The 19,740-nt window shown below is 64.2% G+C and carries 20 protein-coding genes; 9 read left to right on the forward strand and 11 right to left on the reverse strand.

Annotated elements, in window-relative coordinates; translation table 11 throughout:
- Positions 1–34 precede the first annotated feature (34 nt).
- From H7X47_RS23010 to H7X47_RS23030, 5 genes are all read right to left on the reverse strand, one after another.
- Positions 35–1,660, reverse strand: a complete 1,626-nt coding sequence (locus H7X47_RS23010; protein WP_193371115.1) for a S8/S53 family peptidase — start codon at positions 1,658–1,660, stop codon at positions 35–37.
- 12 nt (positions 1,661–1,672) lie between these two features.
- On the reverse strand, positions 1,673–2,722 hold the full coding sequence (locus tag H7X47_RS23015; RefSeq protein ID WP_193371116.1) for a phosphatase PAP2 family protein: 1,050 nt from the start codon (positions 2,720–2,722) through the stop codon (positions 1,673–1,675).
- Between the two features lie 86 nt (positions 2,723–2,808).
- Positions 2,809–4,503: a hypothetical protein gene (locus H7X47_RS23020; protein WP_193371117.1), complete on the reverse strand. Its 1,695-nt coding sequence runs from the start codon at positions 4,501–4,503 to the stop codon at positions 2,809–2,811.
- Between the two features lie 313 nt (positions 4,504–4,816).
- On the reverse strand, positions 4,817–5,023 hold the full coding sequence (locus H7X47_RS23025; protein ID WP_193371118.1) for a hypothetical protein: 207 nt from the start codon (positions 5,021–5,023) through the stop codon (positions 4,817–4,819).
- Positions 5,024–5,104: 81 nt separating this feature from the next.
- Positions 5,105–5,311 (reverse strand): hypothetical protein, encoded by a 207-nt coding sequence (locus tag H7X47_RS23030; RefSeq protein WP_193371119.1) that lies wholly within the window; start codon positions 5,309–5,311, stop codon positions 5,105–5,107.
- A gap of 288 nt (positions 5,312–5,599) precedes the next feature.
- Here H7X47_RS23030 and H7X47_RS23035 point away from each other — a divergent pair, with 288 nt between their 5' ends.
- Genes H7X47_RS23035 through H7X47_RS23045 form a run of 3 tightly spaced genes read left to right on the forward strand, consistent with a single transcriptional unit; the run spans position 5,600 to position 8,679 of the window.
- On the forward strand, positions 5,600–6,832 hold the full coding sequence (locus H7X47_RS23035) for a coiled-coil domain-containing protein (RefSeq protein ID WP_193371120.1): 1,233 nt from the start codon (positions 5,600–5,602) through the stop codon (positions 6,830–6,832).
- A gap of 16 nt (positions 6,833–6,848) precedes the next feature.
- The gene (locus H7X47_RS23040; protein ID WP_193371121.1) at positions 6,849–7,772 is read left to right on the forward strand and encodes a cation diffusion facilitator family transporter; all 924 of its coding nucleotides are present in this window, start codon (positions 6,849–6,851) and stop codon (positions 7,770–7,772) included.
- Positions 7,773–7,797: 25 nt separating this feature from the next.
- Entirely contained in the window at positions 7,798–8,679 is an 882-nt protein-coding gene (locus tag H7X47_RS23045) for a cation efflux transmembrane domain-containing protein (protein WP_193371122.1), read from the forward strand.
- 43 nt (positions 8,680–8,722) lie between these two features.
- On the opposite strand, the gene H7X47_RS23050 is transcribed toward H7X47_RS23045, so the two are convergent.
- The gene (locus tag H7X47_RS23050; RefSeq protein ID WP_193371123.1) at positions 8,723–9,826 is read right to left on the reverse strand and encodes a class I SAM-dependent methyltransferase; all 1,104 of its coding nucleotides are present in this window, start codon (positions 9,824–9,826) and stop codon (positions 8,723–8,725) included.
- Positions 9,827–9,945: 119 nt separating this feature from the next.
- A complete protein-coding gene (locus tag H7X47_RS23055; protein WP_193371124.1) occupies positions 9,946–10,428 on the reverse strand; it encodes an Lrp/AsnC family transcriptional regulator in 483 nt (160 codons plus the stop codon).
- A 134-nt stretch (positions 10,429–10,562) separates the two neighbouring features.
- Here H7X47_RS23055 and H7X47_RS23060 point away from each other — a divergent pair, with 134 nt between their 5' ends.
- Entirely contained in the window at positions 10,563–12,968 is a 2,406-nt protein-coding gene (locus H7X47_RS23060) for a thiamine pyrophosphate-binding protein (RefSeq protein ID WP_193371125.1), read from the forward strand.
- A gap of 214 nt (positions 12,969–13,182) precedes the next feature.
- On the opposite strand, the gene H7X47_RS23065 is transcribed toward H7X47_RS23060, so the two are convergent.
- On the reverse strand, positions 13,183–13,527 hold the full coding sequence (locus H7X47_RS23065) for a carboxymuconolactone decarboxylase family protein (protein WP_193371126.1): 345 nt from the start codon (positions 13,525–13,527) through the stop codon (positions 13,183–13,185).
- Between the two features lie 194 nt (positions 13,528–13,721).
- Between H7X47_RS23065 and H7X47_RS23070 the strand changes: the two genes are divergently transcribed.
- Both H7X47_RS23070 and H7X47_RS23075 read left to right on the forward strand, forming a co-directional pair.
- Positions 13,722–14,894: an aromatic ring-hydroxylating oxygenase subunit alpha gene (locus H7X47_RS23070; RefSeq protein WP_193371127.1), complete on the forward strand. Its 1,173-nt coding sequence runs from the start codon at positions 13,722–13,724 to the stop codon at positions 14,892–14,894.
- A gap of 69 nt (positions 14,895–14,963) precedes the next feature.
- Positions 14,964–15,602, forward strand: a complete 639-nt coding sequence (locus tag H7X47_RS23075) for a hypothetical protein (RefSeq protein ID WP_193371128.1) — start codon at positions 14,964–14,966, stop codon at positions 15,600–15,602.
- Between the two features lie 207 nt (positions 15,603–15,809).
- On the opposite strand, the gene H7X47_RS23080 is transcribed toward H7X47_RS23075, so the two are convergent.
- From H7X47_RS23080 to gstA, 3 genes are read right to left on the reverse strand one after another with little or no spacing between them, the layout of a single operon-like run.
- Positions 15,810–16,025 (reverse strand): tautomerase family protein, encoded by a 216-nt coding sequence (locus H7X47_RS23080; RefSeq protein WP_193371129.1) that lies wholly within the window; start codon positions 16,023–16,025, stop codon positions 15,810–15,812.
- A 19-nt stretch (positions 16,026–16,044) separates the two neighbouring features.
- Positions 16,045–16,440: a nuclear transport factor 2 family protein gene (locus H7X47_RS23085; protein WP_193371130.1), complete on the reverse strand. Its 396-nt coding sequence runs from the start codon at positions 16,438–16,440 to the stop codon at positions 16,045–16,047.
- A gap of 14 nt (positions 16,441–16,454) precedes the next feature.
- On the reverse strand, positions 16,455–17,054 hold the full coding sequence (gene gstA, locus H7X47_RS23090; protein WP_193371131.1) for a glutathione transferase GstA: 600 nt from the start codon (positions 17,052–17,054) through the stop codon (positions 16,455–16,457).
- A 168-nt stretch (positions 17,055–17,222) separates the two neighbouring features.
- On the opposite strand from gstA, the gene H7X47_RS23095 reads away from it, so the two are divergent.
- The 3 genes from H7X47_RS23095 to phnD all read left to right on the forward strand — a co-directional run bounded on the left by H7X47_RS23095 (position 17,223) and on the right by phnD (position 19,703).
- A complete protein-coding gene (locus H7X47_RS23095) occupies positions 17,223–17,618 on the forward strand; it encodes a winged helix-turn-helix transcriptional regulator (RefSeq protein ID WP_193371132.1) in 396 nt (131 codons plus the stop codon).
- A gap of 145 nt (positions 17,619–17,763) precedes the next feature.
- Complete coding sequence (phnC, locus tag H7X47_RS23100; protein ID WP_193371133.1) at positions 17,764–18,657, forward strand: phosphonate ABC transporter ATP-binding protein; 894 nt, start codon at positions 17,764–17,766, stop codon at positions 18,655–18,657.
- A gap of 38 nt (positions 18,658–18,695) precedes the next feature.
- Positions 18,696–19,703, forward strand: a complete 1,008-nt coding sequence (gene phnD / locus H7X47_RS23105) for a phosphonate ABC transporter substrate-binding protein (protein WP_227010725.1) — start codon at positions 18,696–18,698, stop codon at positions 19,701–19,703.
- Positions 19,704–19,740: the final 37 nt, after the last annotated feature.

Raw genomic sequence — 19,740 nt, forward strand, 5'->3', positions numbered from 1 at the left:
GACTAGTCTCGGCATCCGGAAGGGGTGCCGTGCGTCAGGCCAGCAGCTGGCTGAGGTCGATGACGCCCTTTCCGAACTGCTGCTCGGCGTTTACCGCGCTCTCGCCGTTCGGTTTGTCGACACTCAGAGGCACCGGATTGGCGGGTGTTCCACCCAGCCACGGCCAGTTCACGTTCAGGCTGCCGCTCGCCTTGACCGCGACCTTGACCCCGTTTCCGTCGGCGGGAGCGCCTGTGTCCGCGCGCTCCTTCGACTGCAGCAGGGCGACGGCGCCGGCCATGATGGCAGAGGCCCCGGAAGTCCCCCCGAAGAGCGTGTAGAGCGCGGAGCGGTCGTCGTTCTCCTGTTCCTCGGTCGAGAGGCTTTCGAGGACCCCGTCCGTGTAGCCCCGGGGGCCGGGCACGTCGGTGGTCAGCAGCCCCTGCGGCGAATAGTCGACTTCCAGTCCCGGATTTGCCGCCAGGTGAAGCATGAAATTGTGGTCGCGCCAGCCCGGCGCCTCGCGGTCGAGGCGGACTTCGTGACGGTTGTACATCTCTTCGTCGTCCGAAGGCGTGGCAATGGTGACTTTGCAGTCCGCGGCTTCGGCGCAGTAGTTCGAATAGGATGAACGCTTGGCCAGGTATGTCACCCCTGCAACGGAGATGATGCCGTTGTTGTCGTCGGCTTTATTCGCCGGGTAGATCAGGTGGTCGTAGCCGTTGTTGCCCGCGGCGCAGACGACGGGAATCTCGTTGCTCACTTCCTCCAGGATCTTTTCGAAGACGTCCCAGGCGAGTTGCCGGTCCGGATCGGAGTCGTAGCGGCTCTCCTCGAGGTCGCTGCGATACCGGTTGGCACGCTTCGGGTCGGCGGCTTCGCGCGGAAAGTGGATGACCGACACGCCCTGGTCGCGGGCATAGAGGAAGGCGAAGATGAGCTGCTGCGCCGTCGGCTCGGCAGAGACGACAATGGGCAGAATTTCCGCGCCGGGAGCGACCCCCCAGTAGGGTACCGGTCCGATGTCCGGCAATTCGGAATCTGCGCCGTTCCCCCCGTTACCCCCGTTTCCGCCGGCCTCCGCGGCGGGGTGACCCACCATGAGACCTGCACAGGCCGTGCCGTGGCCGCCATAGCGCTGGCGGGACAGCTGGGCATCGTGGTGCCGAACGCCGAGACCGCCCGACAGCCGGTCGATCAACGCGTCGCCGTTGGCGTCGAGAAAACCTTTCGCCCAGTTCCAGGTGGCGGCGCTGACTAGACTGGCGTCAAGTGGGTCCTCCAAGCCGCGGTTCATCGGTTGCGCGACGTTCGCCTGTGCGAGCAGTGCCGGCGAGGCATCGGTGATCGCCGGTCCTGCGGCGTAGACGGCGCCGAAGGGGTGAACCGCGAAGTCGACGCTGGGCTTGATGCTCGGCGCGAGATTGGGATGCTTGTCGTTGACGCCGGTGTCGATCATGGCGATGACCTCGCCCGTTCCGGGCAGGATACCGTCGGGAAGATTGAGAAGTGTCCAGGCGTCCGGCTCGATCTCGTACCTTGCTTCCTCGTCGAATTCGGGCGCGTTGTTGGGGTCGGCGCCACCGGGCTTCGCGCGCACGGCACGGATCGCAATCAGGTGCCAGAGGTAGTGGTACCAGTCGTAGAACTCGAAGCCTTGTTCTTGCAGATTCGCGGCCATGACACCCTCCGCCTATTGCCATTCGCGCTGGGCCGCGCGCATCGCGCCGTCCATCGCTTCGATCAGATAGGGCGCGACCCGGGCGGCGAGCTCGTGGCCCGCCTCGGTGTCGCTCGAGTAGTGCAGGCCGCCCCATTCGCGGTTTTCTCCCACCCGTCGTGCCCGGTGGAAGAGCGCCGAGATGCCGGGATGCTCCGGAAGGATGCGCTGGAAGACCTGCGCTACCGAGAAGGACTGGAAGGAGTGGTTCGAGGGGTAGGAGGCATGCGAGGGGACAGGCAATATGGGCCGCAGCCGCGGCTCGATGATGTTCGGCCGCCGGCGGTTGAAGCGGTCCTTGTAGATCAGGCCGACGATTTCGGTGACCTCCAGTACCGCGATGATCAGCCCCCGCGTCGCCTCGAAGCCACCGGCCGAGTCGATGCCGAGCGGTGCCGTATAGTCGGAGATCTCAAAAGTTGCCTGTCGCTCGATCTCGGCCCGCCTGATCGGGTCGTTGGCCAAGGCCGCCTGCAGGTCGAGGAGGCCGGCTGTCTCCAGCAGGCTCTCGCTCGGCCCCGGCGGGGGCGGTATCGCGATGTTCTCCCAGATCGCGCCGAGCAGCCGCCCCAGATCGTTGAGACCAAAGCGGCACAGCCCCCGGTGCTCGTACCAGGAAGGCAGAGCTTCAGCGTCGAGCTCGAAGACTTCGCGGCCCCGGCCGCGGCCGCGTCCTCTACCGCGGCCCCTGCCGCGCCCCCGGCCGCGTCCCCGCCCTCTGCCGCGGCCACGGCCTTGGGCGGAACCGAGAGACAGCGCCAACACGCGTGTCTGAAGTTCCTCCTCAGGGGCGTCCCCCGTCGCGATCAGAAGAAGGTTGGGGGATATCGCCAGCTCGCTGCGCGTGGTCTTGCGGACGATGAATTCCGAGGATGGCAGGTACTCGCCCGCGATGAGGAACTCGAGAAGGCCCGCACTGAAGTCGGGATTTGCCTCCAAACCCGCGACCAACTGGTACTCGCGCAACTCGTCGTGGCGAATGCGATAGCGGGCATCTCTCAGACTTTGAGCAAGCGTAGGCATGGACCACCCCCTCTTTCGCCCAGCGGCTCCCGGCAAGCCGGTCCACTCCCTCCGCTAGGGCAATGGACCGCAGCCGCCGCCCGAGTTTAGTTCGGGTGCGCCACCAGGCCGACGCGTGATAGACCCCTTTCGATAACAGCGGTGCCGAGCACTCCGGCGATCGGGTAGTCCCGGTCGTGAAGCAGCTCCAAGGAGAAATCCGGCTCCAGTTCGCGGATTCTCTGCAGTGTGTCGTAAGCTTCCTGGCCCTCGCCCATGTATCCCTGGCAGGAGGCGGTATAGCGCAGCGCGGGCAGGTAGTTCGGCTGCTGCGCGAGGACGCGCCTGCCGTGCGCGATGCCCTCGTCGAAGCGGCCTCTCAGCGTTGAGAGGATGCAGCAGGTGGTGTCGATGCAATAGCGGTAGGGCGGTGGCCCCCCCAGCTTTCGCGCGATCACCGCGTCTTTATAGCCCCGCTCCACGTCACCCAGATAACCGAGCGTCAGTGCCCGCAGGTCGCGCGCGATTGCCAGGTTCGGGTTTGCGGCTACGGCGCGGTCGGCGAGGTCCAGGGCGTAGTGGTAGTCGCGAAGGATGAACGAGTAGGCATGGGCGGTCAGCGCCAGGGTGATGGGATTGTAGGGGTCGCTTTCCTCTGCGCGGCGCGCATAGTCGCGGACCTGTTCACAGAAGGCGCCACTGTGGCCGACCCGGCGCTCACCCAGGCGTGTCGCGTTGATGAAGAGAAGCCAGCCGAGATAGGAACTCTTCGGATCCAGCTCATAGGCGCGCAGCAGCATTTTCTCGGCGGAGTCGATGTCGGCATCCGTAAGGCGGAAGATCTGATAGATCGCCCCGATCGCCAGCCGCGATGCTTCATGGCGTGTCTCATTGTGCGGCCGGGCCGGCCGGACGATCTGGTCCAGCGTGGCGAAGACCGAATCGTTCACGAAGGCGCCAAGATCGACTTGCTCCGGCGAAGCCAGTTCGCCGTCGCCGAACCTGCGGGTCTGGGACCACAGCACATGCCCGTCCTCGACCCTGTGCAATTGAACGGACAGGTTGGCGCCGCCGGCCAGCTTTGCCGGCTTCATGTGCAGGATCCAGTCCGGGCCGCTTGACGCCCCAAGCTGGGTGGCGGGCGCGCGGTCAATCCGCAGATCGATGAGGTCGACGGCGTCGACATTCAGGAAACTGCGTGCCGCCATGTCGAGAAACAGGTTCCCGACGGAGCAGACCTCGGGATCGAGCTCTGCCGGGGAATCGCCGTGCAATCCGATACAGGGCCGCGACAAGGAAGGAGACGGGCTGTCCGCGGCAGGCTCCCGGACCAAGAGGGGCACTGACCTGTCGGCGCTCACGCCGCTGTCGGCCGCGTCCCGGCGGAACTGTCGTTCTCCACGCAGCCAATCCTCGAATTCCGGATCGCCGAGGTCGAGACCTTCGAGCAGCTCCTGGGTCGGGCCGTCGGGGGAGCTGTCGGCGAGGTCGATCAACACGGCAGAGTGGTCAAGCCGGACAATCTCGCGGTCGGCGGAAATCGGTTCTATGCCGAGCGATCTGAAGTGCCGGCGCAGCCCGCTCAATTCCTGCCGCAGGCTGGCGGCGCCCTGTTCCTCGTCGCGCTCGCTCCAGAGTTTGTCCTGGATCCACTTGCGGCTGCGCACGCCGGTTTTTGCCAGGGCGAGGAGGGCGATCAGCGCCTTGGCTCTCTTGCCGCGGGGCGTGATATCCGTGCCGTCGCCGTTCTCGACGCGGAGGGGACCGCTCAGTTGGATCTTGATTCTTGGAACCGCGTTCACAGCAAAAAAGCCTTTCAGGGTCCAAGAGTTCTGGGGGTATTCCTCACAAGAGATTAGAGCAAATGGTGCACTTCCCTAGAGAAGCAATTGTATTACTACTCAGGTATTACAATAAAAGGTGAATAATATTTCCAAATATTAACTATGGGTAGTAGAGTCGCGGTCTTTATAAGTTGAATACCCGGCCTCGTAATTAGCCGCTTACCCCGTCTCAAAGGGGTCGGGGATTTCGTCCTGCCGCCGCACCGGCAGGCTCTTCGACGTTTGTAGAGGAAGAATAAATGCTTGGGCGCGCTCGTGCCGCGCGGCCCCCTCAGCGGCGCTTCCATCCCAGGAAAGCGATACCGGCGCCGACCACGAAGGGCAGCCAGAAGATCAGCAGGGCTTCCTCCGTCAGCCACTCGTAGGAACGGCTGGCGTTGTTGGTGTAGAAGCCGGCGGCCATTTCGTTCAGGAAGATCCAGAACAGCAGGGCGCCGGCGCAAATGACCCCACCCAGCAGCATCAAGAAAATACGCATCTATCGAACATCCGTTATGACTGTTGGTCGCAACCCAGAAATAGCGCAGCCAAAGCGACGGCGCCGCGCTTCATTGCCTGCTCACGGAAGAGACCAGCCTATGAAGATGATGGCGGCGCCCGCCGCGAAGGGCACCCAGAAGATTCGCAGAGCCTCTTTGTTCAGCCATTTCATGGACTGCTTGGCGTTTGAGGTGTGCCAGGCTTTCGCCATGGCCTGCAGGTAAATCCAGAACAGCAGGGCCCCGACGGAAACAGCGGCTCCCGACAGCATCAGGAAAAGACGCATCACTTTGTATTCCGGTTCTGTTGTCGGCGGAAGCTCATGAGACGGCCGCTTGTGCCGGGCCGCCCGTCGTCTCCAGCGGCAGCGAGTGGGGTGTACGTCACCTGGCGCAGGGCGAGGGAGGAGTCGATGACGATCTTCGCTTCGGCAATTCTCCTTTAGATAGTATTTAAGAAATTCCATTCTACCATCTCAACCCTAAAGCGAGTTCGAGGTTGATATCCTTTCGTAACCTGTAGCACGATGTTGCTGCACTTGGCGCCTGCGATTCCTCTTCGCTGGAGAGTCTCGATGGCTGAGCCTGCCCAACCGATCGCAAGAAGGTCCGGACGCTGGATCTATTTTATCGGGATCCTCGGTTTCCTCGCCTATGCGGGTTGGATCATGGCTCCTTATCTGCGCTCCATCATCGTCCGGGATGCCACGGTGACGACGTGGTTGAACTGGTCCACCGCTCCTATCGAAGGCACGATCACCTGGCAGTCCTCCGGTGTCGAACAAAAGGTCGGTGCCGACGGTGTCATCGCCCGCATCGAGAACGTGTACATGAGTCGCCATGCGCTGGAGGAACATGGTCTCCGCATTAAACTGGTGCAGGCCAAGGTGGATCAGCTCAAGGCCTATCTCGAAGATATCAAACAGTTGGATCGGGAGCGTGCCGATCTGAAAGGAGACTACGCCGATACATTTCGTGCTCAGTTGGATGCCGAAATTGCGAGCTTGAAGCGCAAGATCAAGGTGAATAACGACCGGCTCGTTCTGATGCGTGACATCGCGGCGCGCAAGGTGAAATTGTTGAACAAAGGATTGGTCTCGGAAATCGTCACGCACGAGGATGCGATCAGGGTCTCGGACCTGGAGTTCTATCTCGCAGAGCTGCAAGAACGCCTGGACCAGGCCCAGGTCCGCCGTCAAGCCGCCGACAAAGGCGTGTTCATTGACCAGAATGGAGAAGATCCGGCCTGGGTTCGAGGCTCGCGTCTGGAACTCAAGCTGGAAAAGAAGCGGGCCCGCCTCGAGTTGAGAGAAGCGGAGGTGGAGCTGACTGAAGTGCAGTTGGATGCCGAGGAAAAGCAGAGAGACTTCGACAGGATGAGCGGGGCCAGCATCAGCGTGCCGCCGGGCAGTATTCTATGGAGTCAGCCTGTGGCGGGGGGCGCTGCGGTGGTGAACGGCCAATCCGTGGCCGCGTGGCTCGACTGTTCGGTCCTGATGATAGACGTGCCACTCGCTGATCCCGAGGTCTCGCTGATAAAGATGGGCATGGAGGCGGATGTCATCCTGGAAGGCGAAAGCAAGACTCGCAGGGCAAAGACGATTCTAACCCGGGGTTCAGCTTCGACCCTTGGAAGCACGGACCTTGCGGCGGTCGCCAAAGGCCGCCGCGATGGCGTGGCGCAGGTTCTGCTCGATTTCTCTCATGAGGCTGAGAGCTTCGAGGAGTGTCCGGTCGGTCTTGCCGCTTATGTGGACTTTGTCGACATTGGCCTCATCGACGTAATCAGAGCACGCCTGCGGCTCTAGGAGGGCCGACCGAGCCATGGCCGGAGCACCGACCCCCGAGCAAATAGCTAAGGAGAGAGCGGTCCTCTATACGGCTCTGGCCGATCTCTCGATTCTCGTGCTCCAGATTATTTTCGCTACGCTGACAAGGTCGCTCTCTCTGCTGAGTGAGGCGATCCGCGTCGGACTCATGCTTACCATCGAGTTCTATACATATTTCGTCCTCAGGGCTGTGCATCGGGGGCGCCTGGGAAAGTTTCGTTTCGGAATCGGTCAGCTTGAGCAGATGTGCAATCTGGTGATCGGCGCGTGCCTGGTGCTCAGCGGTCTGTGGGTTGCTCAGGAGGTGGTCCGGGCGATCCTGCTCGGAGAAGCGGCCGCGAGTCCTCTTGGCCTGGCAACCGCTGCGGTTATCAACGGCATAAACCTGACCATTAACGTCCTGGGCTGGTTCGCCATGGTTTCGGCGGCACGGCCCGACGACTCGGCGATCTTCAGCGCACAGTTGCGCGCGCGTACGGTAAAGTTACTTTCCTCGATCATTGTCCAAACAACAATGACCGCTGCCGCCTTGGCGAAGGACCCGCTGGTTGCGGCCTGGCTCGACGGGCTTGGCGCGTCGTTTGTCGGAGTACTGATGGTCGCCATTGGGGCCCGGATGGTCTGGAGTTGCCTGCCGGATCTGCTCGACCGTGCGGTTCAAGCGGAGCTTTCAGTCAGCATCGACTCGATTCTGGATGAGGCAAAAGCCGGTACCCTTGGAATCGCGCAGCGAAGAACCCGTCGTGCCGGAAGTTTTCCTCATATCGAACTCACTCTGTCGACGACGGGCTGCGTCTGGGTCAGTGATTTCCTGGAACGCGCCGGCGAACTCGAGACCCGATTGCGCAGCCAGATTCCCGACGCCGATATCACGATCGCAGTTCATGAAACCGGCAGCACGGGCCTCGAGTCGAACTAGGTGGGAGTCTGATGGAGCAAGAACCATGAATGCCGGGACGTTCCTGCGGATTGCCGATTTTGGGTTTGCGGCGCTGTTACTGGCGGTGGCGCTGATTTCGAACTCGTTGAGCCTTATCGGCCTATCCCTTGCCGGCTTGGCGCTGGCCACCCGCGAGACCTTGCTGGTTTCCCTTTCACGCAGACTGCAGGGGGACTCCTCGCGTCACTTTCAGTATGGCCCTGGCAAGGCGGTCCAGGCCGGCAACTTGGGCATCGCCTTGTGCACGATCCTTGCCGGCGTCTGGCTCGCGGGTGAATCTTTCGGTGTCATCGTATCTGGTTTCAATGAGATAACTCCCTTTGGTTTCGCCCTTGTGGCGACCTCAAATGCGCTTGTTGCGCTCTGGCACGGCATTCTGGTCTACGCACATGTCGCGCCCGACGATCAGGCGAAGCGGATCCTGCTCAGCCGGCGCCGCCGTCTTTTCGTTTTGCTTGTCGCTGTCCAGATCTTTCTGACCACCGCCGTCTTGGCGAAGGATCTGGAGGTTGCGTTCTGGGTCGATGTTCTCGGCGCGGCCGTCGTTTCGTCGATCGTTGTCGCTTCCGCCTTAAGGCAGGCCTGGAATTGCGTGTGCGATCTGATTGACCATCCCCTGGACGGCGAGCGGGAGGCGGCTCTCATGGCATTGCTATATCGGGAGGGCATTCAGCCGGCGGAACTCGCCGAACTGCGCACGCGCTGTTGCGGACATCAGGTCTTCGCCGAGGTAACTTTGCGCTTGCTGGAACCAATGCCGATCGAAGAAGCCCATCAACGGCTTGCAGGTCTTCGGCGGGCGTTGGAGGGCGCGGTGATGGACCTTGACCTTGTAATCAAACTGCAGGGACCTGCGCCATCCACGCAGACTTCCGGTGGGAGCTGACAGGCGAACATGAAGCGCAGGACCTAGGGGCGGGGCCTTCTGGTCAAGGCCGTTTGCGCAGAACGACGGTCAGGTTCCAGAGCTCGAACCTGTACTTACCCGGGTGCTCGCGGTAGAGGGCCTCGAAGCGACGGTAGAACTCCTCCGCCAGGCTGTCCGCCTCTTCGACGTCATTGGCTGCCGGACCGAAGAGCTGCGTGCGAAGCGTGGTGTCGGCGAAGGCGCGCATGTAGCCGGTGTACTTTCGGGCGTAGGCGGCCGGGTCGCCGATCAGGGCCCCGAAGACGTCATCTGCATTGGCCGGCGCGGGCTTTACCGATACCTCTTTGATCTCAAACGCTTTCGAGAGGACAGGATCCGACTCGATCGGGTCCCTTGCGTCCTTCTCGGTCTGGAACCAGAGCGCAAAAACGAAGCGATCGAGACTGGCCTTGTCGAGCAGCCCTTCATCGGCCATCGACTGCGCCGCGGCCTGGATTGCGCGGTAGATGCCGCGTCCCGACGCGGCCGCGCCGTTGGCCTCGTCGGCATCCGGGACCGATCCGAGTGTGGACACGAGCAGATGGCCGCCCGGCCGCAGTTCCTGTGCCCTGAGCTGAAGGAAGCGAACCCAGTCACTGCGTGCCAGTGTCGCCATCTTCCGGCGCGCCTCGCCCTGCAGATCGGCGAACCAGATGCTGCCGGGAGCGTCGAGATGGACCGCATGGGAGAGCCAGTGGCTTGCGGCGAAACAGGTCGCCAGATTGACCGATTCATCCGACACCATCCGGTCATAGAATGACCCCACTGCAGCTTCCGCTCGGATGCAGGTCCGGCCTTCGAGGTAGCCCTCCGGGCCGCAAAGGAGTGTGAACAAGGTGTTCCAGTCGTTTCCGGGCTGGTCCAGGTGGCACACGGCGACAGGTCCGTCGCCCTCCACTTCGCGATAGGCCTCGATCGCCGAGCGGGCGACGTTGATCGTGCTGAGGCCCGGTCCGCACCCATAGTCGGCTATTCTGAACTCCGGCCGGACCGGACCGATATTCTGGACAAGCTTGCGGATTGTGGCGGCGTGGTTGGCCACCATGGACTGCTGCGCCGAGGAATGCGCATTGTAGTCAACCATGCCCTCGGTGGAGCGGTTTGAAAGCGTCTGATCGTCCTGCATGAGGGCATCCCCATCGACCACTTTCGGGTTTCTATCGTGATCCTATCGGCAAATACTGCCCCTTACTTGACGGTGCGCCCAGCACAAAGGAAAGCAGCCTTCTGTGGCCCGGCGGCTGATCAGCCGCCGGTCGTCTCCAGCGGCAGGGAGTTGGTGTACTTCACCTGGCGCAGGGCGAAGGAGGACTCGATGGAGGCGACGTTCTCCACCCGGGTCAGCTTGGTCTTGAGGAAGCGCTCGTAGGCGGCCAGGTCGGCGGTGGCCACGCGCAGCAGGTAGTCGCGGGTGCCGGTCATGAGATAGCACTCCAGAACCTCTGGGTAGCTGCTCACCTCGGCTTGGAAACGGTCCAGGTCCTCCTCGTGCTGGCGCTCCAGCTTGATGGAGATGAAGACCGAGACCGGCAGGCCAACGGCATCCTGATTCAAGAGCGCGACATAGCGGTTGATGACCCCGGCCTCCTCCAGGAGGCGCACCCGGCGCAGGCAAGGGGAAGGGGAGAGCCCGACCCGCTCGGCCAGTTCCACGTTGGAGAGCCGGCCATTGGCCTGCAGGGCGTCGAGGATCTTGCGGTCGATGGCGTCCAGTTTCATGGCTGGCATATTATGCCATTCCATGCCGCGATGGATAGGTGATAATGCCAGTTTATTCACGAAAAATGGCGTATTTGGCATGAAATGCCAGAGAAATTGGCGTATTCTCATCCTGAGCCGCCCTTCAAACCGGGAAATCCGCCATGGCGACCATCGACAACCGCCACCTGAAGATGCTGGAAGCGCTGGAGAAGAAGGTTCTCTGGCTGTCTTCCTGGACCATCCACAACGCCAACCACATCCGTCCCAAGGGCCCAGGGCGTGAGGTGAAGGTCGGCGGCCATCAGGCCTCCAGCGCCTCCCTGGCCACGCTGATGACGGCGCTCTATTTCGACGTGCTGCGGCCGGCCGACCGGGTGGCGGTGAAGCCGCACGCCAGCCCGGTGTTCCACGCCATCCAGTATCTGTTGGGCAACCAGACGCGCGACAAGCTGGAGAACTTCCGCGGCTTCGGCGGCGCCCAGTCCTATCCCTCGCGCACCAAGGACGGCGACGACGTCGACTTCTCCACCGGCTCGGTCGGCCTCGGCGTGGCGATCACCTCCTTCGCTTCCATGGTGCAGGACTACGTGCGCGAGAAGGGCTGGTCGAAAAACCGTGCCGAAGGCCGCATGGTGGCGCTGGTCGGCGACGCGGAGCTGGACGAGGGCAACATTTACGAAGCCCTCATGGAGGGCTGGAAGCACGACCTGCGCAACACCTGGTGGGTGATCGACTACAACCGGCAGAGCCTGGACGCGGTGGCGAGCAAGAACCTCTACGGCCAGTTCGACAAGCTGTTCCGCTCCATGGGCTGGGAGGTCATCACCATCAAGTACGGCCATCTGCTGCAGGCCGCTTTCAAGGAGCCGGGCGGCGAGAAGCTGCGCCAGTGGATCGACGACTGCCCCAACCAACTCTACTCGGCGCTGACCTTCCAGGGCGGCGCGGCCTGGAGAAAACGTCTCTTGGATGACCTGGGCGATCAGGGACCGGTCACGGCCCTGATCGAAAGCCGCAGCGACGACGACCTGGCGCGCCTCATGACCAACCTCGGCGGCCACGACCTGCCGGCGGTGCTGGAGGCCTTTCACTCGGTCGACCATGACCGTCCGGTCTGCTTCATCGCCTACACGGTGAAGGGCTACGGCCTGCCGCTGGCCGGCCATAAGGACAACCACGCCGGCCTGATGACGCCGGAGCAGATGGAGAGCTTCCGCGTCTCCCTGGGCGTGCGCGAAGGCCACGAGTGGGAGCCCTTCGAGGCCATGGCACCGGCGAAGAAGGACGTCGAAGCCTTCCTCAAGGCAGTGCCCTTCAACGCCGAGGGTCGGCGGCGCTACGACGCGGCCTCGGTGGAGGTGCCCGCCAAGCTGGCGACGCCGGAAGGCGACGTCATGTCGACCCAGGAAGGCTTCGGCAAGATCCTCAACGAGATCGCCCGCGGGAAGTCCCAGCTCGCCGAGCGCATCGTGACCACCTCGCCGGACGTCACCGTCTCCACCAACCTGGGGCCCTGGGTGAATCGCCGCGGCCTGTTCAGCCGCACACCGCTGGCCGACACCTTCCGCGACCAGCAGGTGCCCTCGGCGCAGAAATGGATGATGTCGCCGGAAGGCCAGCACATCGAACTCGGCATCGCCGAGATGAACCTCTTCCTGCTGCTGGGCGCGCTGGGGCTGTCGCATTCGCTGTTCGGCGAGCGCCTGCTGCCGATCGGCACGCTCTACGATCCCTTCATCCAGCGCGGCCTGGATGCGCTGAACTACGCCTGCTACCAGGACGCCCGCTTCATCCTGGTGGCCACCCCCTCGGGCGTCACCCTGGCCCCGGAAGGCGGCGCGCACCAGTCGGTGTCCTCGCCGCTCATCGGGCTGGCCCAGGACGGCCTGGCCTCCTTCGAGCCGGCCTTCGTCGACGAACTCGCGACCATTCTCGGCTGGTCCTTCGACTACCTGCAGCGGAACGGCGAGGGTGAGCCCTCCGGGCCCTGGCTGCGCGACGAGAAGGGCGGCTCGGTCTACCTGCGCCTTTCCACAAGGCAGCTGGAACAGCCCAAGCGGGCCATCGACGACGACCTCTCGGCCGACATCATCAACGGCGCCTACTGGCTGCGCCGGCCCGGGCCGAACTGCGAGGTGGTCATCGCCTACCAGGGCGTGGTGGCCGAGGAAGCCATCGCCGCGGCCGGGCTCATCGCCGAGGATCGCCGCGACGTCGGCGTGCTGGCGGTGACCTCCGCCGACCGACTTAGTGCGGGTTGGCATGCCGCCGAGCGGGCGCGCCAGGAAGGCGACGTGAACGCGCGCTCACACATCGAGAACCTGCTGGCGCCCATCGACCGCGACGCCGGGCTGGTGACGGTGCTGGACGGCCATCCGACCACGCTGTCCTGGCTGGGTTCGGTGCGCGGCCACCGGGTGCAGGCCCTGGGCGTCGAGCACTTCGGGCAGACCGGCACGGTGCAGGACCTCTACGGCCACCACCGCATCGGCACCGAGGCCATCGTCGCCGCGGCCAACGCCGCCTCGGCGGGGCGGCCGATCCGCTACCTAAGGGCGGTGCCGTAACTTGCTCCTTTGGCGTCCCGGGGCTTGACCCCGGGACCCATTGGCATTCACCCCGAGACGAATTGCTGCGGGCCATTGTGCGGATAGGGCACTGGGTCCCGGCAACAAGTGCCGGGACGACGACTGAGCGGAAGTCGAGGGTACACCCGAAGCATCCACGGGACCGCCAACCGCTGGTGGCTCAACGGCCTTTCCGAACCTTCCGCTGTTCCCCTCAGCCCGCCGAAAGCTGATCGAAGGCCTCCAGGGCCTGGGCGCCATAGACGTAGGATGGGCCGCCGCCCATGTAGATCGCCACGTCGATGGTCTCCAAAACTTCGGCACGGGTCGCCCCGTGGCGGATGGCGGCGGCGGTGTGGAAACCGATGCAGCCGTCGCAGCGCCCGGCGATGCCGATGGCCATGGCGATCAGTTCCTTGATCTTCGGCGACAGTTCGCCGGGGGTTGTCGCCGCGTTGGCGAGCCCGGAAAAGGCCTTCGCCAGTTCCGGCGACGCTTTGCGGTAGTCGGTGATGGCCTGCGACAGAGTCTGGTTGGCGTTCTTCCAATCCTTGTGCAATTCGCCCTCCTTGCTTTGTCAAAGCGTCAGTTGTCGGGGAGAGCGTGGGCGCTGTCGATGACCGAGATCAAGGAACTGATCCGACCCTGTCGCTCCTGCAACACCTCTGTCGCAAATCCTGTCGCGGGCCCCGAGCCGACGCGGAAGAGTGGAGCCTGAAGCACGGCATTCCCCTTGGCGCGGAGGCGGCCCTCATGAGCACCTGGCTCCCCAGAGAAATCGAAGCGAAACGGCAGGTCCTGCAGCAGGTTCTGAAGCCGATCGCGGAGGCCTGCGGCCTGCCCAACGAGGCCTACACCTCCGAGGCTTTCGCCGCCGTGGAGCGCGACGAGGTGCTGGCCAGGACCTGGACCTGCATCGGGGTCGGCAACTGGGTGCCCGAGCCCGGCGACCTGAAGCCGGTGCAGCTTCTCGGCCTGCCGCTGCTGCTGCTGCGCGACCGCGCGGGCGAGATCAAGGTCTTCCACAACGTCTGCAGCCACCGTGGCCTGGAACTGGTCAGCGCCCCCTGCAAGTCGAAGGGCCTGATCCGCTGCCGCTACCACTCCTGGAGCTACAGCCTGGATGGCAGCCTGAAGGCCACGCCCTTCATCGGCGGGCCGGGTACCAAGACCTGCGAGGGCTTCGACAAATCGAAGCACGGCCTGAAACCGGTGCGCAGCGCCGTGTGGTGCGACGCCGTCTTCGTCGATCTCTCCGGCGAGGCGCCGCCCTTCGAGGACTTCATCGCCCCCATCGCCGAGCGCTGGCAGGCCTTCGACCCGGCGCGCCTGCGCCACGGCGGCCCCGACTCGGCCTTTGCCATCGAGGTGAAGTGCAACTGGAAGCTGGCGGTGGAGAACTACTGCGAGGCCTATCACCTGCCGTGGATCCATCCGGCCCTGAACCAGTACTCCCGCCTGGAGGACCATTACATCATCGAGGAGGCGGGGCACATGGCCGGGCAGGGCAGCACCGCCTACCGGCCGGCGCTGAGCGGCGACGGGCGGCAGTTTCCTGCGCACCCCGGCCTGCCGGAAAGCTGGTACGGCGCCGGGGAGTACCTGGCGCTCTTCCCCAACGTGCTCTTCGGCGTCCATTCCGACCACTTCTACACCGTGGTGCTGGAGCCGCTGGGCGCCGGCGCCACGCGCGAGCACTTCGAGATCTATTACTTCGACGAGGCGGTGCTGGACGACGCCTACGCCGACCTGCGCGCCACCAACGCCCGCCAGTGGATGACGGTCTTCGAGGAGGACCGCGGCGTGGTGGAGGGCATGCAGGCCGGGCGCGCCTCGCCGGCCTTCGAGGGAGGCGTCTTCTCGCCGGCGATGGACGGCCCGACCCACTGCTTCAACAAGTGGATGGCAGAAGCCCTGCTGGGCTGACTCGGTGGACAGCGTGGCCTCTGTGGCCTTAGTCTTTCCTGTGGTTGCATCGTCCACAGGAGACTTCCCATGGCCGCTGCGAAGCCATCTTCAAAAAGTAAATCAAAGCCGCCGGCGGCAGAAAGCCAGGGCCTGCGCCGGCGCATCATCGAAGCGGCCCTGGACATCGCCGAAGACTGGGGCTGGTACGACATCCGCTTGCATCACGTGGCCGAGCGGTTGAAGTTGCCGCTGGCGGCCGTCCGCGCTGAGTTCCGCGACGGCGATGCCATCGCCGACGCTTGGATTGCGACAGCCGACCTGGCCATGCTGGCGCCGCCGAGGCGGGGCTTTGCCGACCTTCCGGCCCGCGAGCGTCTGCAGATCGTGCTGGAAACTTGGCTCGACGCCCTGGCGCCCCACCGCAAGGTGACGGCGGAAATGTTTCGCGCCAAGCTCTGGCCCGTGCACGTCCACCATAACCTCAAGCTTGTCACCTGGACTTCACGCACGGTGCAGTGGTGGCGCGAGGCGGCATTGCTCGACGGCACGGGCCAGCGCCGCTCGGTGGAGGAGATCGGGATGACCCTTATCTTCCTCGCCACCCTGGCGCGCTGGTGCCGTGACACCTCAGAGGGGCAGACGCGGACCAAGACCTACCTGCAGCGCCGCCTCGAGCGCGCCGACCGCTTCATGGGTCGTACTTTCCCACCACGCAAAGCAACCTAGCCGGAAGTAGCCATATCAAAGACCGTCATCCCAGGCCTGACCCCGGGATCCAACGACGTCAGCGCGAGGCGATTCGGCGAGGAGCTCCATTGAGCTCGATGCAGTGGAGAGGGCAATGGGTCCCGGCATCAAGTGCCGGGACCACAGTGGAGTGTGCCTGCAGCTGCCGGGCCGTCATGTGGAGGACTTATCTCGAGGGTCCTTCGGTCAGGTCGCAGCCGCTTCTTGCCGCCGGCGGAATTCCTCCACCGGCAGGCCGGCGATGCCCCAGTCGGCGGTGTCGACCTCGTCGATGACGACGAAAGTCGTCGCCGGGTTCTTGTCCAGCACCTCCGCCAGCAGGTTGGTGATGCCCTGCATCAGGGCCGCCTTCTGCTTGGGCGTCGCGCCTTCGCGGGTGATCTTTACGTTTACATAGGGCATGGGGCTTGCTCCCTTTGGGTCAGCTTGCCGGGTCGAGGTCGAAGTGGAAGACCTTGGAGATGATCTGCCAGCGCCCCCCGACGAAGATCAGGGTCAAGAGGTCGGTGAAGAACTTCGGGCCGATCGCGCACTCCACCCGGGCGAGGGCGGTGACGGGCCCGGCGAACTCCAGCGAGACGATGCGGTCGCGGCGCGGCTCGCCGCGGCTGGCCGGGGAGGGCCGGGCATCGACCATGGGAAAGTACTGCGCCATCGTCAGATGCACCGGCTCGCCGCCCTGGTCTGCCGCTTCGGTCGCCGTGACGTAGTGGGCCAGCGGGTGGAAGACCTGCTTCAGTCTTCCGGTATCGCTGTGGTGGAGGCCGTCGAAGTAGGTCTGCAAGGCGGCCGCTACCGTCCCGAAGCGTTCGTCCATGATGGTCTGCTCGCTCAGGCCGCGAGGCCCTCGGCCTTCAGTGCCGCCTGCACCGCGTCGCGCCCGGCGACGCGCTGCTGGAAGGCGGCGATGTTCGGCCAGCTGTCCAGGCCGATGCCCGTGGGTCCCGTCCAGTTGGCGACCACGAAGAGATAGATGTCGGCGACGCTGAAGCTGTCGCCCATCAGGTACTGACGGCCGTCGGAGAGCAGGTCGTTCACGTAGTCGAACTTCTGATGCACCTTCTTCCTGGCGGCCTCCTTCTCGGCCTCGCCGCTGTCGGCCTTGAAGAGAGGACTGAACGCCTTGTGCAGTTCGGTGGCGACGAAGTTCAGGTAGGCCTGCAGGTGGGTCCGCTCGCGGCTGCCGGCGGCCGGGGCCAGCGCCGCCGAAGGCTTGCTGTCGGCGATGAACTGCAGGATGGCGGCGTTCTCTGTCAGCAGATCGCCGTCGTCCAGGGTCAGGGCCGGTACGTAGCCCTTGGGATTGAGCGACAGAAAGTCGGCGCTCTTGTTGGCGGCGTCGATGCGCTCCAGGTCGAAATCGGCGCCGACTTCGCGCAGGGCGATGTGGGAGGCGAGGGAGCAGGACCCGGGGAGGTAATAGAGCTTCATCTTGCAGATCTCCTGTTTCTTCGAAACGGCCGCGGCTGCGGCGCCCCGAAGACGTAGGGGCAGGAGTTACTTTTGTATACCTGCTGATTGATTGTTACGCGATTATCGGGTATCCGTTCAGTAACTAATGGTAACCGATGGTAACTTAGAGGCGGGAAAGGTGACCTCATGGCCTTGAAGATACGTAAGAACCGCAGCCCGGAGCCGCCCAACGAGTGTCCGCTCTCCAAGTGCATGGAGGTGCTGAAGGGCGCCTGGACGCCCAACGTCATCTGGTACCTCAGCGGCGGGCCGCGCCGCTTCAACGAGCTGCGCCTCGACATCCCCAGGGTCTCGGCCAAGGTGCTGACGACCCGGCTGCGGGACCTGGAGGCCAAGGGCGTCGTCCTGCGCGAGGTGAAGCCGACCTCGCCGCCCTCCGTTGAGTACTCCCTCACCGATCTGGGCCAGCAATTGGTTCCTGCGATCAACGCCATCGCCGACGTCGGCCATAAGCTGAAAGAGCGGAAGAAAGCGCGGACGATGCCGCAGGGCAAGGCAAAGCAGCGAGCCGCGGCGGAATAGGGCGGTGCAGCGGCGGCGGGTGCCGTGTAGCCGCAAAGAAACCGAAGCAATCCTGTCATCATAGAGTCACAGGCGGGCTGTAGAGCTTGGGGCGATCCGCTCGGTCGGTTGGGGCCGGGCCCATCGTATCCAGGGGGCTCTCTGCATGTCCGTTATTGCTGTGTCGCGCGTCCGCAAGTCCTTCGGCGACAAGACCGTGCTGCACGGTGTCGACCTGGAAGTGCGCGAAGGGGAGATGGTGGGCCTGATCGGCGCTTCCGGCTCCGGCAAGTCGACCCTGATCCGCCTCATCTGCGGGCTGGAGCGCATGGACCGCGGCACCGAAGGCCGTATCGCCCTCTTCGGCAGGGAAACCCAGAAGGACGGCCGCTTCAGCGAAAACAGCGAGGCGCTGCGCCGTGAGGTCGGCGTCATCTTCCAGCAGTTCAATCTCATCAACCGCCTGTCGCTGCTGACCAACGTGCTGGCCGGACGGCTGGGACGCATCGCGCGCTGGCGCGGCACGCTGGGCCTCTTTCCACAGGGCGATAAGGTGATGGCGCTGCAGGCGCTGGAGCGCGTCGGCCTCATCGCGCAGGCGCATCAGCGTGCCTCCACGCTGTCCGGCGGCCAGCAGCAGCGCGGCGCCATTGCCCGGGTACTGACCCAGCAGGCCCGGCTTATCCTCGCCGACGAGCCCATCGCCTCCCTCGACCCGGCCGCCGCAAAGCTCATCATGTCGACCCTGCGGGAGATCAACCGCCAGGACAAGACCACGGTGATCGTCTCCCTGCACCAGATCGACCATGCCTTCGAGCATTGCGACCGCATCATCGCCCTGAAGGACGGCCGGGTGATCCATAACGGCCCGACCGGCGGCATCACGCCGGACGACATCGCAAACCTCTACGGGGTGGCGGCGGGCAGCCTCGACCTCGTCAAGGCCCCCGTGAAGGAGCCCGCCAAGGCCGGGCCGTTGCGGCCCGCGGCCGGCGCCTATCCGGGCAACGGGCTGGACCGCCAGGACGACCTCGCCGCCCGCGTGGCCGCCAACGCCTGACTCTCATTTCCGCCTACGCATCAGTCAAACAGGAGTAAATGATGCTCAAGACCCTCACCACCGCCGCCGCCGGTCTTGCGACGGCCTTGGCCTTCAGCGCCTCCGTGGCCCAGGCCGAGATGCCCGAGCAGATCAACTTCGGCATCATCTCGACCGAGTCCTCCTCGGCCCTCGAGAAGTCCTTCAGCCCCTTCCTCAAGGACATGGAGAAGAGCCTGGGCGTGAAGGTGAAGCCCTTCTTCGCCTCCGACTACGCGGGCGTCATCGAAGGCATGCGCTTCGGCAAGGTCGATGTCGCCTGGTTCGGCAACAAGTCGGCCATCGAGGCCGTGGACCGCGCCGGCGGCGAGGTCTTCGCCCAGACCATCAAGGACGACGGCTCCAAGGGCTACTACTCGTTGCTGATCGTCAACAAGGACTCCAAGATCAATTCCCTGGACGACGTGCTGAAGTGCGACAAGACGCTGACCTTCGGCAACGGCGACCCGAACTCCACCTCGGGCTTCGCGATCCCCGGCTACTACGTCTGGGCGCTGAACAACAAGAACCCGGAAGACTGCTTCGTCCGGGTCACCAATTCCAACCACGAAGGCAACGCCATGGCCGTCGCCAGCGGCAAGGTCGACGTGGCCACCAACAACACCGAGTCGATCTACGCGCGCCTCGCCAAGTCCAATCCGGAAGCCGCCGCCAACATCAAGGAGATCTGGCGCTCGCCGATGATCCCCTCCGACCCGATGGTGTGGCGCAAGGAACTGGCCGAGGACGCCAAGCAGAAGATCTACTACTTCTTCATGCAGTACGGCCGCTTCGGCGACGCGGAGAAGGTGAAGCGCGAGCGTGAGGTGCTGGCCAGCGTGTCCGACGGCTGGGGCCCCTTCCTGGCCTCTTCCAACGCGCAGCTGCTCGACGTGCGCCAGATCGAGGCCTTCAAGGCCAAGATCAAGGCCCAGAACGCCGGCGACGAGGCGGGCGTGAAGGCCGCCGAGGAGAAGCTGAAGGACCTGCAGGCCTACGCCAAGATCGTCGGCGAAGCCGGCTACTAAGCTAAAGCCACGGGAAGCCGGGGGCGGTCCGCCAGGG

Source organism: Pelagibius marinus (assembly GCF_014925385.1).
GTDB lineage: Bacteria > Pseudomonadota > Alphaproteobacteria > Kiloniellales > Kiloniellaceae > Pelagibius > Pelagibius marinus.

What these genes read in the sequence shown, in the direction of transcription:
- H7X47_RS23070 (WP_193371127.1), top strand. Translation starts at nt 13,722, where the DNA reads ATGAGCACCTGGCTCCCCAGAGAAATCGAAGCGAAACGGCAGGTCCTG.
- H7X47_RS23050 (WP_193371123.1), bottom strand. Translation starts at nt 9,826, where the DNA reads ATGCAGGACGATCAGACGCTTTCAAACCGCTCCACCGAGGGCATGGTT.
- phnD (WP_227010725.1), top strand. Translation starts at nt 18,696, where the DNA reads ATGATGCTCAAGACCCTCACCACCGCCGCCGCCGGTCTTGCGACGGCC.
- H7X47_RS23095 (WP_193371132.1), top strand. Translation starts at nt 17,223, where the DNA reads ATGGCCTTGAAGATACGTAAGAACCGCAGCCCGGAGCCGCCCAACGAG.
- H7X47_RS23060 (WP_193371125.1), top strand. Translation starts at nt 10,563, where the DNA reads ATGGCGACCATCGACAACCGCCACCTGAAGATGCTGGAAGCGCTGGAG.
- H7X47_RS23055 (WP_193371124.1), bottom strand. Translation starts at nt 10,428, where the DNA reads ATGCCAGCCATGAAACTGGACGCCATCGACCGCAAGATCCTCGACGCC.
- H7X47_RS23025 (WP_193371118.1), bottom strand. Translation starts at nt 5,023, where the DNA reads ATGCGTATTTTCTTGATGCTGCTGGGTGGGGTCATTTGCGCCGGCGCC.
- H7X47_RS23085 (WP_193371130.1), bottom strand. Translation starts at nt 16,440, where the DNA reads ATGGACGAACGCTTCGGGACGGTAGCGGCCGCCTTGCAGACCTACTTC.
- H7X47_RS23030 (WP_193371119.1), bottom strand. Translation starts at nt 5,311, where the DNA reads ATGCGTCTTTTCCTGATGCTGTCGGGAGCCGCTGTTTCCGTCGGGGCC.
- phnC (WP_193371133.1), top strand. Translation starts at nt 17,764, where the DNA reads ATGTCCGTTATTGCTGTGTCGCGCGTCCGCAAGTCCTTCGGCGACAAG.
- H7X47_RS23080 (WP_193371129.1), bottom strand. Translation starts at nt 16,025, where the DNA reads ATGCCCTATGTAAACGTAAAGATCACCCGCGAAGGCGCGACGCCCAAG.
- H7X47_RS23010 (WP_193371115.1), bottom strand. Translation starts at nt 1,660, where the DNA reads ATGGCCGCGAATCTGCAAGAACAAGGCTTCGAGTTCTACGACTGGTAC.
- gstA (WP_193371131.1), bottom strand. Translation starts at nt 17,054, where the DNA reads ATGAAGCTCTATTACCTCCCCGGGTCCTGCTCCCTCGCCTCCCACATC.
- H7X47_RS23015 (WP_193371116.1), bottom strand. Translation starts at nt 2,722, where the DNA reads ATGCCTACGCTTGCTCAAAGTCTGAGAGATGCCCGCTATCGCATTCGC.
- H7X47_RS23035 (WP_193371120.1), top strand. Translation starts at nt 5,600, where the DNA reads ATGGCTGAGCCTGCCCAACCGATCGCAAGAAGGTCCGGACGCTGGATC.
- H7X47_RS23040 (WP_193371121.1), top strand. Translation starts at nt 6,849, where the DNA reads ATGGCCGGAGCACCGACCCCCGAGCAAATAGCTAAGGAGAGAGCGGTC.
- H7X47_RS23045 (WP_193371122.1), top strand. Translation starts at nt 7,798, where the DNA reads ATGAATGCCGGGACGTTCCTGCGGATTGCCGATTTTGGGTTTGCGGCG.
- H7X47_RS23075 (WP_193371128.1), top strand. Translation starts at nt 14,964, where the DNA reads ATGGCCGCTGCGAAGCCATCTTCAAAAAGTAAATCAAAGCCGCCGGCG.